This window comes from Zwartia hollandica (assembly GCF_019923725.1).
Taxonomy (GTDB): Bacteria; Pseudomonadota; Gammaproteobacteria; order Burkholderiales; family Burkholderiaceae_B; genus Zwartia; species Zwartia hollandica.
The window spans coordinates 248,228-260,613 of sequence record NZ_JAHXRI010000001.1; the positions used below are offsets into that span (position 1 = coordinate 248,228).

At 53.7% G+C, this 12,386-nt stretch carries 11 protein-coding genes; 5 read left to right on the top strand and 6 right to left on the bottom strand.

What is annotated here, in order from left to right:
- Positions 1–29 precede the first annotated feature (29 nt).
- From glnA to KZZ10_RS01180, 4 genes are all read right to left on the bottom strand, one after another.
- Positions 30–1,442 carry a type I glutamate--ammonia ligase gene (gene glnA, locus KZZ10_RS01165; RefSeq protein WP_259659657.1) on the bottom strand — a complete coding sequence of 471 codons (1,413 nt, stop codon included), beginning with the start codon at positions 1,440–1,442 and terminating at the stop codon, positions 30–32.
- Positions 1,443–1,640: 198 nt separating this feature from the next.
- Positions 1,641–2,873 (bottom strand): radical SAM family heme chaperone HemW, encoded by a 1,233-nt coding sequence (gene hemW, locus KZZ10_RS01170; protein WP_259659658.1) that lies wholly within the window; start codon positions 2,871–2,873, stop codon positions 1,641–1,643.
- Positions 2,873–3,487 carry an RdgB/HAM1 family non-canonical purine NTP pyrophosphatase gene (gene rdgB, locus KZZ10_RS01175; RefSeq protein WP_259659659.1) on the bottom strand — a complete coding sequence of 205 codons (615 nt, stop codon included), beginning with the start codon at positions 3,485–3,487 and terminating at the stop codon, positions 2,873–2,875. Before rdgB ends, hemW begins: the two co-directional genes overlap by 1 nt.
- A complete protein-coding gene (locus KZZ10_RS01180; RefSeq protein WP_259659660.1) occupies positions 3,484–4,404 on the bottom strand; it encodes a LysR family transcriptional regulator in 921 nt (306 codons plus the stop codon). Before KZZ10_RS01180 ends, rdgB begins: the two co-directional genes overlap by 4 nt.
- Before the next feature lie 115 nt (positions 4,405–4,519).
- Here KZZ10_RS01180 and KZZ10_RS01185 point away from each other — a divergent pair, with 115 nt between their 5' ends.
- Genes KZZ10_RS01185 through KZZ10_RS01195 form a run of 3 tightly spaced genes read left to right on the top strand, consistent with a single transcriptional unit; the run spans position 4,520 to position 7,866 of the window.
- Positions 4,520–5,683, top strand: a complete 1,164-nt coding sequence (locus KZZ10_RS01185) for an acyl-CoA dehydrogenase family protein (RefSeq protein ID WP_259659661.1) — start codon at positions 4,520–4,522, stop codon at positions 5,681–5,683.
- A 10-nt stretch (positions 5,684–5,693) separates the two neighbouring features.
- Positions 5,694–7,082, top strand: a complete 1,389-nt coding sequence (locus tag KZZ10_RS01190; protein WP_259659662.1) for an MmgE/PrpD family protein — start codon at positions 5,694–5,696, stop codon at positions 7,080–7,082.
- A 34-nt stretch (positions 7,083–7,116) separates the two neighbouring features.
- Positions 7,117–7,866 (top strand): glucose 1-dehydrogenase, encoded by a 750-nt coding sequence (locus tag KZZ10_RS01195; protein ID WP_259659663.1) that lies wholly within the window; start codon positions 7,117–7,119, stop codon positions 7,864–7,866.
- Between the two features lie 46 nt (positions 7,867–7,912).
- On the opposite strand, the gene rph is transcribed toward KZZ10_RS01195, so the two are convergent.
- A complete protein-coding gene (rph, locus tag KZZ10_RS01200) occupies positions 7,913–8,668 on the bottom strand; it encodes a ribonuclease PH (RefSeq protein WP_311133535.1) in 756 nt (251 codons plus the stop codon).
- Between the two features lie 36 nt (positions 8,669–8,704).
- Between rph and ggt the strand changes: the two genes are divergently transcribed.
- Entirely contained in the window at positions 8,705–10,615 is a 1,911-nt protein-coding gene (gene ggt, locus KZZ10_RS01205) for a gamma-glutamyltransferase (RefSeq protein ID WP_259659664.1), read from the top strand.
- Positions 10,608–11,537: a YicC/YloC family endoribonuclease gene (locus KZZ10_RS01210; RefSeq protein ID WP_259659665.1), complete on the top strand. Its 930-nt coding sequence runs from the start codon at positions 10,608–10,610 to the stop codon at positions 11,535–11,537. The genes ggt and KZZ10_RS01210 overlap by 8 nt, the downstream gene beginning before the upstream one ends.
- A gap of 33 nt (positions 11,538–11,570) precedes the next feature.
- Here KZZ10_RS01210 and KZZ10_RS01215 read toward each other — a convergent pair whose 3' ends face one another.
- The gene (locus KZZ10_RS01215) at positions 11,571–12,341 is read right to left on the bottom strand and encodes an SDR family oxidoreductase (RefSeq protein ID WP_375372523.1); all 771 of its coding nucleotides are present in this window, start codon (positions 12,339–12,341) and stop codon (positions 11,571–11,573) included.
- Between the last annotated feature and the right edge of the window lie 45 nt (positions 12,342–12,386).

The following is a 12,386-nucleotide window of genomic DNA, read 5'->3' on the forward strand; positions in this document are numbered from 1 at the left end:
GGAGGCCCGACCCCAAATTTGTCGGCAGTTTAGAGGCTGTAGTAAAGATCAAACTCAACAGGGTGCGTTGTCATGCGCAGACGGTTGACTTCCTGCATCTTTAATTCAACGTATGCATCAAGCATCTCGTTTGTGAACACGCCACCACGGGTCAAGAACTCGCGGTCTTTGTTCAGCTCTTCAAGAGCTTGTTCCAGTGAGCTGCACACTGTTGGGATCTTTGCATCCTCTTCAGGTGGCAAGTCGTACAAGTTTTTGTCTGCTGGATCGCCAGGGTGAATCTTGTTCTGCACACCATCCAGACCCGCCATCATCAATGCCGAGAAAGCCAAGTATGGGTTGGCCAGTGGATCTGGGAAGCGCGCTTCAATGCGACGACCTTTGGGGTTTGCAACATAAGGAATGCGGATCGAAGCAGAGCGGTTGCGTGCCGAGTAGGCAAGCTTCACAGGCGCTTCGTAGTGTGGGACCAAACGCTTGTATGAGTTCGTACCTGGATTGGTGATTGCATTCAGTGCACGTGCGTGCTTGATGATGCCGCCGATGTAGTACAGCGCAAACTCAGACAGACCGGCATAACCATTGCCTGCGAACAAATTCTGACCGTCTTTCCATATCGACTGATGCACGTGCATGCCCGAGCCGTTGTCACCGACAATTGGCTTCGGCATGAAGGTGGCTGTCTTGCCGTAGGCATGAGCAACGTTGTGAATCGTGTACTTCATGATTTGGTTCCAGTCCGCACGTGTAACGAGTGTGCTGAACTTGGTGCCGATCTCGAGCTGACCAGCGCCAGCCACTTCGTGATGGTGCACTTCCACTGGAATGCCAGCTTCTTCGAGCAACAAGCACATCTCTGAACGCATGTCTTGCATTGAGTCGACCGGAGGAACGGGGAAATAGCCGCCCTTCACCTTAGGACGGTGGGCCAAGTTACCGCCTTCGAATTCCATGCCAGTTGACCATGAGCCTTCTTCGGACTTGATCTTGACGTGGCAGCCGGACATGTCGTCGCCCCAGGTCACGCCGTCAAAAACGAAGAACTCTGGCTCAGGACCAAAAAAGGCTGTGTCACCCAGACCACTGGACTTCAGATAGGCTTCTGCGCGTTTTGCCAACGAGCGTGGATCGCGTTCGTAACCTTTCATGTCCGAGGGCTCGACCACATCACATGTCAGAATCATGGTCGACTCTTCACGGAACGGATCCATGTGCGCTGTCGCTGGATCTGGAATCAACAGCATGTCTGAAGCTTCAATGCCTTTCCAGCCAGCGATCGACGAACCGTCAAATGCATGACCGTCCTTGAATTTCTCTTCGCCCATTTGGCTGACAGGCACCGAGACGTGTTGCTCTTTGCCCATTGTGTCCGTAAAACGGAAATCAACAAACTTGACTTCGTTTTCGGCAATCTTCTTCAGAACATCTTTAGAGGTGGTCATTATTGACTCCGGATATGAATTAGAAGGAATGACTGACTGCTATCGTGGTTGAAACTGACAAGCAATTTTACCTTGGCAGAACCAAAGCAATTTTTGTGCCAGCAAGCAAGTCATGAAATAGCCCTGTTGCGGGGCTTTTATTTGCACTAATATAGTGCAAATGCGCACTTCATGTGCATTTAATGCACTTTTATGGTGCTAATCAAGAAAAGATTCTTGCAACTCGTTTAGAAAGCGCCAGCCTAGCGGAGTTGCTTGATAGCGGTCCGTTATGTCCGCTAATAGCCCTTTCTGCCTGGCTCCAGCTAGCATCTTCGCAAAACCAGCAGGCGCCTGACCGCAACGCTCGGCGTAAAACGACTGAGGCACACCTTGCCTTAGGCGTAGGGCGTTAAGCATAAACTCGAACGGCAGCTCACTTGGAGCGAGGGTACGTAATTCGGACACCTGTGACCCATCGCGGCGCAGCGCCGCTTGCATCCAGACCTCGGGATTACGTGTTCGGGCCTGCCTGAGTATTTTGTCTGGAAAGGACAATTTACCGTGAGCCCCTGGGCCCAAACCGAGGTAATCCCCAAACTCCCAGTAGTTGAGGTTGTGTCGTGCTTGCGCCCCTTTTCTAGCAAAAGCGGACACTTCGTATCGCTCAAGACCCGCCTTTTTGCACAACCCCTCAATCGCCTCTTCCATTTCCACAGCGAGATCATCCTCTGGCAGCGCTGGAGGGAATTTCGCAAATACTGTGTTGGCTTCAATCGTTAATTGATACATCGACAAGTGTTCGGTCCCGAACGCTAACGCTTGGGTCGCATCGTGCACACACTCTTGCAGCGTCTGTTGGGGCAAGGCGAACATTAAATCGAGATTGATGCGCGGCACAGCTTGTTGCGCCATATCGATCGCGGCACGCGCTTGATCAGCATTGTGGACTCGACCAAGTGCCTTGAGTTGCTTGTCATCGAAAGATTGAATTCCCAAGGAAATTCTGTTGACACCGCTACGACCATACTCTTTGAATCTATGCGCCTCCGCTGCCCCTGGGTTCGCTTCGAGAGTGATCTCGGCGTCGGGCCATACATTTAAGTGCGAACGCAACATCGACAGTAGACGATCAATTGCGCGCTCACTCAGCAGACTAGGCGTCCCGCCACCGATAAAGATAGTGTGAACCTGACGACCCCAGACGTCAGGTAGTGCTTGCTCCAGATCGGCTTGCAGTGCATCAAGGTACAGATCTTCTGGCAGAACGGCCGCAACTTGATGTGAATTGAAATCGCAATAGGGACATTTGCGCACGCACCAAGGAACATGAATGTAAACAGATAACGGGGGTAAGGTGGCCAACAGCGATCTCGCTGTGGGCCTGGCCAAAGGCGCTGAGCCGCGCACGCCATTTGGTGTCTCAGGAACGATGGGAATAACACGCGCCATCAGACCAGCATCCCAGTTTGCCTGAGCTGAATCAACAGCGCACGCATCGCCATGCCGCGATGGCTAATACGATTTTTCTTGTCTGGTTCGAGCTGGGCGGCACAACAGGCCTCTTCTTTCAAATAAAAATAAGGATCGTAACCAAACCCATTGGCACCACGAGCCTGGTCAACAATTTCCCCCACCCAGTTCGCCTGCGCAATCACAGGTTGTGGGTCATCGGGGCGAGTAACGAGCACCAACACCGCCACATACCATGCGCGTCGATCAGTCACGCCCTGCAGCATCTTGATTAATTTCTCGTTATTGGCCGCATCCGAACGTGGGCCGTCCAACACTTGCGCATAGCGAGCCGAATGCACGCCCGGCTCCCCGCCGAGCGCCTGTACGCAAAGACCAGAGTCATCTGCTAGCGCTGGCAGGCCGGACAAGGCACTCGCATGCCTAGCCTTGGCCAGCGCATTCTCTATAAACGTGACATGAGGTTCAGGGGCATCCGGAATATTTAGGCTCTTTTGCGAAATCAGAGTCACTCCCAGAGGTGCGAAGAGAGCCTCGAACTCTTTGATTTTTCCCGCATTTCCAGAGGCTAGAACAATCGACGACAGTATCATTCTCGCTCCTGCAAGTCTGCGAGTGGAACATCCTGGATCAACATATTGACCAAGTCGCGCGCAAAGCCTGGCAACTGGTCCAATTTGCGCACACAAATCTGTAGTTTTCGATCCGCCCACTCGTCAGACAACCTGACAATCTTTATCTTTAGGCGTTGAGCATAGCGCCTTGCCACGAGCTCGGGGACCACGCCGATACCGACCCCCGCCTCAATCATGCGACATACCGCCTCAAAGCTACCCACTTCAACCCTGAACCGAAACGGATGTCCAAGCTTATCTGCAGCTTGTATCAAGAACGCATGGATCGCGCTCCACTCAGACAGCCCCACATATTCGTAACGCATCGTCTCGCCGAAAGCGACTTCGGGTCGCTCGGCGAACTCATGATGATCAGACGTGACAAGAACCAAGCGATCCTTCCGGTACGGCAGATACTCCAGCTCCGAGGACTCAGGACGACCCGCGACAATGCCAATGTCGGCCGACCCCTCCGACACGGCCTTGATCACCAAGTAACTCAAGCGCTCGCGTAACTCGACCGTGACATCGGGGTGCGACGCGAGGTACCGGCTTAATACGGCAGGCATGAACTCCGTCATAGCCGTCGTGTTCGCCAACACCCTCACCTGCCCCTTGATTCCGCGTGCGTACTCGTGAATATCGCCCCGTAAATGGTCAATTTGTCTTAAAACTAACCGTGCATGGCGAAGAAATGCCTCGCCTGACGGTGTCAATGTGACCCCCTGGCTGTTACGGTTAAATAGCCTAGTCCCAAAGTGGTCTTCAAGGTTTTTGACCCGATTACTGGCGGCTGGGAGCGACAAATGCGACTTTTCAGCACCACGGGTCAGACTACTGGCATCGCCAATATTGACGATCAGCTGCAAGTCCGTCAGGTCGAAGTGGTTTGCCATGAATTGTGCGTCGCTTAAGCAATCAAAAAGCCCGGGTTAACCAAACAACAATAGTCAGGCGGTCCGCGCTCGGGCACAGTAACGTTTTCGCCATACACGCCATCATAAGACAATCATGCAAACAACTCACTCAGACCAGTACCAAGACATTCGTGACGCTATCCGGGATCTCTGCAAGCAGTTTCCCGACGAATATTTTCGCAAAATCGACGAAGCACGCGGTTACCCTGAAGAGTTCGTTAATGCCTTGACTCAAGCTGGCTGGATGGCAGCCCTTATCCCGCAAGAGTACGGTGGCTCTGGTCTCGGACTTACCGAGGCCTCTGTCATCATGGAAGAGATTAACCGCTCGGGAGGCAATTCCGGCGCGTGCCATGGCCAACTCTACAACATGGGTACCCTGTTACGCCATGGCTCAGTCGAGCAAAAAAATCTATATCTGCCAAAGATTGCGGCGGGCGAGTTACGCCTGCAGTCCATGGGGGTCACCGAGCCTACGACCGGCACCGACACCACCAAAATTAAAACGACTGCGGTTAAAAAAGGGGATCGTTACGTTATCAATGGTCAAAAGGTGTGGATTTCGCGTATTCAGCACTCGGACCTGATGATTCTGTTGGCTCGAACCACGCCACTTGACCAAGTGACAAAGAAATCTGAAGGGATGTCTATTTTTCTTGTTGATCTGCATGAGGCGATCGGACATGGCTTAACTGTGCGCCCCATTTTGAATATGGTTAACCACGAAACAAACGAGCTCTTTTTCGAGAATCTCGAGATCCCAGCCGAGAATCTCATTGGCGAGGAAGGTAAAGGGTTCAAGTACATTCTTGACGGCTTGAATGCCGAGCGCGCCTTGATTGCAGCCGAGTGTATCGGTGATGGCTACTGGTTCATCGACCGTGTATCTAAGTATGTGAAAGATCGTATCGTTTTTGGTCGACCGATCGGCCAAAACCAAGGTGTGCAATTTCCAATCGCGCGCGCCTTTGTTAACGTTGAGGCGGCAAGCTTGATGCGTTACGAGGCGTGTCGTTTGTTTGATGCGAAACAGGCGTGTGGTACGCAAGCAAACATGGCTAAGCTGCTTGCAGCTGATGCCTCCTGGGAAGCGGCGAATGCCTGTTTGCAGTTCCATGGAGGCTTCGGCTTCGCTTGCGAATACGATGTTGAGCGCAAGTTCCGCGAAACACGTCTGTACCAAGTCGCACCGATTTCTACCAACTTGATTCTGTCGTACGTTGCTGAACACGTACTCGGTCTTCCACGTTCGTTCTAAAGGATAAAACATGACTGCCGTTCGCTCGCCTGCCCCCACTGCTGTCTTGCACCCTAGCGCTACGCTAGCCAAGTTTGCCTCTGAACTAAAGTACTCCGATATTCCAGAGTCCGTGCGGATGCGCTGCGAAGACTTGTTTTTAGACACGATGGCCTCCATTTTGGCGGGTTCGTCTGCGCGTGCGGTTCAAGCCATGGCGAAGTACACCGCACTGATGGGGCCGTCGGAGGGAAAGTCAGAAGACTTCGTGAACCGCCGAATGACGAACCCATTCTTTGCCGCGATGGTTAACGCGGCTGCCGCGCACGTCGTCGAGCAAGACGACGTCCATAACGGCTCGGTATTTCATCCGGCTGCCGTGGTATTCCCACCAGCACTTGCGGTGGCGCAAGCAATTGGCGCCTCAGGCGAGGAGTTCATTACCGCGTCTGTCGTTGGCTACGAAGTTGGCATTCGCGTAGGCGAGTTCCTAGGTCGCTCCCACTACAAGATCTTTCACACAACGGGAACAGCTGGAACCGTGGCCGCTGCAGTGACAGTTGGGCGCCTGCTTAAACTGAATCCCGAGCAGATGCTCAATGCGATTGGCTCTGCTGGAACACAAGCGTCCGGCTTGTGGGAGTTTCTGCGAGACGCTGCTGACTCGAAGCAGCTGCACACTGCGCACGCCGCGTCGACAGGGTTGAGCTCAGCCTACTTGGCCAAAGAAGGCTTCACCGGCGCGCGTCGTATCCTTGAAGGCGTTCAAGGGATGGCCGCCGGTATGTCCACAGATGCTGACCCCGCCAAACTCACAGACCGCCTTGGCGTGCGCTGGGCGCTACCTGAAACCTCCTTTAAATACCACGCCTCGTGCCGCCATACGCACCCCGCAGCGGACGCACTTCAACACGCCATGAAGACACATGGACTCAAAGCGGGTGACATCTCGCGTGTCGTGACCCATGTGCATCAAGGGGCGATTGACGTACTGGGTCCGGTCGTCGATCCACAGACTGTCCATCAGTCCAAGTTTTCGATGGGTACCGTGTTGGCGCTCATCGCACTGCGAAACTCGGCAGACCTGGCCGGCTTTGACCAGGCCCTCAAAGATGGTCAGGTTGCTGCGTTCCGCGACAAGGTAACCATGGAACTCGACGAAGAAGTCGACACTGCCTACCCGCAGCGTTGGATCGGCAAGGTGACGGTCACTACCAAGGATGGCCGTAACCTTGCAGGTCGTGTAGACGAGCCAAAGGGTGACCCAGGCAACACGCTATCGCGTCCGGAAATTGAAGACAAAGCCTTGCGCCTTGGCACTTATGAAGGCAATGCAACTGAAGCACAGGTTAAAAAGCTGATTCAAACTGTTTGGGGAATTAGCAAACAACCTGTGATGGGCCGTGTCTTAGCCGACTGATGTCAATCAAGAAAAAATCCAGGAGACCACCCGTATGCGTTTACAAAACAAAGTAGCAATCGTCACGGGGGCCGCGAGCGGTTTCGGTGCCGAAATCGCTCGCTATTACGTCCGTGAAGGTGCAAAAGTCGTCATCGCCGACCTAAATGAAGCCGGCGCCCAAAAGGTTGCCGCGGAAATTGGTGCATCCGCCGTAGCCGTCAAGTGCGATGTCAGCAAACGTGCCGATATTGATCTAGCAGTCAGCACAGCCGTTCAAAAATTTGGCTCTGTCGATATTGTTGTAAACAATGCGGGCTACACCCATAAGAATCAGCCGTTCTTAAATGTCGATGAAGCAACCTACGACCGATGCTTCGATGTGAACGTCAAAGCAATCTATCACATGATCAATGCGGTCGTGCCCATGATGCGTGCAAAGAAATCAGGTTGCATCATTAACGTCGGCTCAACCGCCGGCATTCGCCCACGTCCCGGATTGACTTGGTACAACGCCTCAAAAGGAGCCGCCAACCTACTGTCTAAATCGCTTGCAGTGGAACTCGCAGGCGACAACATTCGCGTCAATGTGATTTGTCCGGTTATGGGTGACACTGGGATGTTGGGCGATTTCATGGGCATCCCTAACACCCCAGAAAACCGAGCAAAATTCATTGCAACGATTCCAATGGGTAGACTGAGTGTGCCGCGCGACATTGCTAATGCAGCGGTGTTCTTGGCCTCTGAGGAGGCATCCTTTTTGACGGGCTTAGAGTTGCCCGTAGATGGTGGCAGAACGATCTAGCAACGCACCAACACCAAGCCCAGCCTGTTCAAGCAGGCCCACAGAATCAGCCCAAACGGGCTGATTTTTGTTTTTGTGCCAAGAGAGCAATGCCGTCTTCTGCCAACGCTAACAGGTGGTTTAGTTCAGTGCGATCAAAGGTGTGTCCTTCTGCAGTGCCCTGCACCTCGACGTAACGCCCCACGCCGGTCATCACGATATTCATGTCTGCATCGCAGCCAGAATCTTCTGGATAATCAAGATCCAGCACTGGCTGTCCGCCCACCATACCGACCGAAACCGCTGCGACCGAATCGATGAGAGGATTTTTTGTCAGCAATCCCTGCTTGAGCAACCCGTCCACTGCGTCCGCAACAGCGACCCATGCACCGGTAATACTCGCGCAGCGCGTGCCGCCATCCGCTTGCAACACATCACAATCAATCTGTATCGTACGCTCACCGAGCGCTGTCATGTCCATCACCGCACGCAAACTCCGACCAATCAGACGCTGAATTTCTTGGGTCCGACCAGACTGCTTTCCCTTGGCCGCCTCTCTGTCGGAGCGGGTATGGGTCGAGCGCGGCAACATACCATATTCAGCTGTCACCCAGCCTTGGCCCTGGCCTTTTAGAAATGGAGGCACTTTTTCGAGTACGCTTGCTGTGCACAGCACTTGTGTATTGCCCATACAAATCAGAACAGACCCCTCTGCGTAGCGCGTAAATGCCCGCTGCATGGAAACAGTACGAAGCTCGTTGGCGGCACGGCCTGACGGACGCGGTTGAACGGCGGCGGTTTGATGAGTATTGATAGTTGACACGATGTGCTCTCACAAAAATCAGATAGTGGGTCGACCATGAATCACAGCAGCCAATCCCTAGGTTTACAGCGACACAGTATACGCAGCGCAGCGCAGCGTGTCCTGCTGAACGCCTTCTGTCTGTGGGTGGTCGCTGCGACCTTCACCCCACTTGCCGCACAGCCTCGCTCCTCAGCAACGACCCTGCCGGGATCGGCAGTCCCTGGGCCAGCAAACAACGAGACGGCGGTGGTGCGATATGACGGATCCTTCGAAATATTCCATCCCGTTGTCTCGACCGGCGGCATGGTGGCCAGCGAGCACCGACTTGCCAGTCAGATCGGTGCTCGGATTCTGGAGCAAGGAGGCAATGCCACAGACGCGGCAGTCGCAATGGGGTTTGCGCTGGCGGTCGTCCTACCCAATGCCGGCAATCTTGGTGGCGGCGGCTTCATGCTGGTCCACGAGGCTACACATGCAAGAACAGTCGCCCTCGACTTTCGTGAAACGGCTCCTGCCAGTGCTCGCCCAAATATTTTTCTTGATGCAGAGGGCCAAGTCATTGCGGGTAAGTCGACCCGCACACCCTTTGCGGTTGGCGTGCCTGGATCAGTCGCCGGCCTTGCCCAGGCCGCACGCGACTACGGCAGTCTTCCCCTCGCTCAACTTGTGGCCCCGGCAATTGAATTAGCCGAGAGCGGCTTTATTGTCAGTGCAGTGCTCGAAGAGCAATTTAAAACTCACCGGGCACATCTGATTCGCTGGCCGGGCACGCGAGAAGTCTTTTTTAAGCGCAAGCAGCACGCATCTGCTTGTGCGCTTGAGCACTGCCCTCATGATGCACTCGAGACCTATAGCCGCGGCGATCGGCTGATTCAAAAGGACTTAGCAAATACCTTGCGTCTCATCGCGCAAGCTGGCGCGAACGGGTTTTATACCGGTCCCGTTGCTCAGCAGATTGTGGCCGAGTTAAGCAACGGGGTGGATACCTCACCCATGACGATGCAAGATCTAAGCAACTACCGAGTCGCACTGCGGCAGCCCGTTCAAGGTACCTACCGCGGGTATCAGATACTTTCGATGCCTGCCCCAAGCTCGGGCGGCATACACTTGGTTCAAATGCTGAACATTCTCGAACGCTACCGGCTCGCAGACTTCGGTGCCGGAAGTGCACAAACGATTCATTTGATCGCCGAGAGCGCCAGACTGGCCTATGCCGATCGAGCAGAATTCCTTGGGGATCCAGACTTTGTCAAGGTTCCACAACGGGGGCTAAGCGCCAAGGGTTACGCCGACCAAATAGCGTCCGGCATTCATTTAAGCAAAGTGACGCCAAGCAATCTCATACGTCCCGGGCAGCCCCAGCCGTTCGAGAGCGATCAAACGACCCATTTCTCGGTGATGGATCGTATGGGCAATGTCGTGAGTTGCACTTACACACTCAATTTAAACTTCGGATCAGGAATCGTCGCACGGGGTACCGGTGTACTTCTAAACAATGAAATGGACGACTTTGTTGCAAAGCCAGGTGTCCCCAACGCCTTCGGACTTCTAGGCGGTGATGCGAACGCGGTCGAACCAGGCAAGCGACCCCTCAGCTCAATGACTCCCGTCATTGTCATTAAGGATGGAAGCCCCTGGTTAGCGACAGGTTCGCCAGGTGGCTCGAGAATCATCACAACCGTCTTACAAAACCTCATCAATGTTATCGATTTCAATATGAATATCGCCCAAGCGATCTCAATGCCTCGTGCGCACCATCAATGGATGCCCGACTATCTGAGAATCGAACGAGGCATTAGCCCTGACACCATTGGACTACTTAAGCAAATGGGCCATGACGTCAGGATAATGCCGACGATGGGCCGTGCACAAACCGTACAGCACGCACACGGTCGCTTTTTTGGCGCCTCTGACCCTCGCAATCCTGATGGCGCAGCAATAGGCATAGAGAGAAGAAATGATTAAAAGTATGACGGGTTTCGGTAGTGCAAAAGCGGAGCAGCCCTTCGGCTCAGTCACTATCGAGCTAAAAACCGTAAATAGCCGGTATTTGGATGTGCAATTTAGGATGCCAGACGAGCTGCGACTGGCAGAGCACCCCATACGCGAGCGCATCGCCAACGGTCTTACCCGCGGCAAAATTGAAGTGCGCGTCAGCTTTGCCCGCACAGCAGGCGTACAAGAGACAAGCTTCGCACCAGCATTATTACACCGCGTCGCCGAGCAACTCGCACAAGCGCGCCAGTTGTTACCTGAGACCCCCACTCCTACATTGCCTGAACTGCTCTCTTGGTCTGGAGCAGCGCAACAACACATTGAGCCGGAAAGCTGGGCAAAGCTCTGTCTCGATGCGTTGGAACCCGCACTGACGCAGCTAGTGGAGGGACGCCAACGCGAGGGCCACCGATTAGCCAACGTCATGCTTACAACGGCCGCACAAGTACGCGAGATTATTGAGGTCGTCCAAGCACATATGCCTGCGCTGGTTCTCGCACATCGAGAGCGGCTCGCGAACAAACTTAGGGAAACACTACAGGCCGCTTTTCCGGCTGGATTCACCCACATTACCGGCGCAGAACTGTCAGAACGTATCGCAAGTGAAACGAGCCTCTTCGCGATACGTATTGATGTCGCGGAAGAGCTCGCGCGCTTGACATCACACTTGACCGAGCTTGAGTTTTTGTTGAACCCTGGCGAGACTCCATCAGCCAAAAAGACACACTCAGCAGGCAGCGTCGGTAAACGGCTTGACTTTTTGTTTCAGGAGATGAACCGTGAGGCGAATACCCTTGGTTCTAAAGCAGGCAGCTTGGAGATGACGCAAGCGGCTATCGATTTGAAATTGCTGATCGAACAAATGCGCGAACAGGCAATGAATATCGAGTAGCCGCTATGTCTGTGCCTATAAACCAGCGTTAGCTTAGCCTCGTCCGACAAACGGCATCGTCGTCGCCATAATCGTGACAAACTGCACGTTGGTCTCAAGTGGGTAGCTCACAATCTGTGCAACCATTTGGGCAACATGATCGACATCCATGCGAGGTTCAACACGTGTTGTGCCATCCGGCTGAGGAACACCTTTGGTCATACGTTCAGTCATCGGTGTCGCAGCATTACCTATATCAATCTGTGTACAGGCGATGTTGTAATGGCGCGTGTCCAGCGAGATGGACTTGGTCAGACCAGTTACTGCATGTTTTGTGGATGTATACCCAATCGAAAACGGACGCGGTGCATGTGCCGAGATCGACCCGTTATTGATAATCCGTCCGCCTTGCGGCTTCTGATTCTTCATGATCCGAATCGCAGCTTGGGCGCACAAAAACATACCGGTCAAATTAATGTTGACAATATCTTTCCAGATATCCACAGGTAGATCTTCAATTGGAACCGGCGGACCACCACGCCCGGCGTTGTTAAATAAAACATCCAACCGCCCAAAGCGCTTACTTACCTCTGCAAACAGTGCGTTCACTGACGCCTCGTCGCTAACATCCGTCACTACCGGGTGTAGCCGCGCACCATGTGCACCTCCAAGACTACGTGTTTCCTCGAGGGCGTCCGCACGACGCCCAGCAAGCAAGACCTCATAGCCCGCTGCTGCCAAAGCATGTGACACTGCGCGCCCAATTCCGGAACCCGCTCCAGTAACCACTGCAACCTTCAAGTCAGACATTATTTTCCCTTTTATATAAAAACAAGACATACCTACATGCTGAGCAAAGCGGCAATCACG

Bases quoted from the DNA above. Each gene is read 5' to 3' on its own strand.
- rdgB (WP_259659659.1), bottom strand. From the start codon at position 3,487: ATGATACTGTCGTCGATTGTTCTAGCCTCTGGAAATGCGGGAAAAATC.
- KZZ10_RS01190 (WP_259659662.1), top strand. From the start codon at position 5,694: ATGACTGCCGTTCGCTCGCCTGCCCCCACTGCTGTCTTGCACCCTAGC.
- glnA (WP_259659657.1), bottom strand. From the start codon at position 1,442: ATGACCACCTCTAAAGATGTTCTGAAGAAGATTGCCGAAAACGAAGTC.
- ggt (WP_259659664.1), top strand. From the start codon at position 8,705: ATGAATCACAGCAGCCAATCCCTAGGTTTACAGCGACACAGTATACGC.
- KZZ10_RS01195 (WP_259659663.1), top strand. From the start codon at position 7,117: ATGCGTTTACAAAACAAAGTAGCAATCGTCACGGGGGCCGCGAGCGGT.
- KZZ10_RS01185 (WP_259659661.1), top strand. From the start codon at position 4,520: ATGCAAACAACTCACTCAGACCAGTACCAAGACATTCGTGACGCTATC.
- KZZ10_RS01180 (WP_259659660.1), bottom strand. From the start codon at position 4,404: ATGGCAAACCACTTCGACCTGACGGACTTGCAGCTGATCGTCAATATT.
- KZZ10_RS01210 (WP_259659665.1), top strand. From the start codon at position 10,608: ATGATTAAAAGTATGACGGGTTTCGGTAGTGCAAAAGCGGAGCAGCCC.
- hemW (WP_259659658.1), bottom strand. From the start codon at position 2,873: ATGGCGCGTGTTATTCCCATCGTTCCTGAGACACCAAATGGCGTGCGC.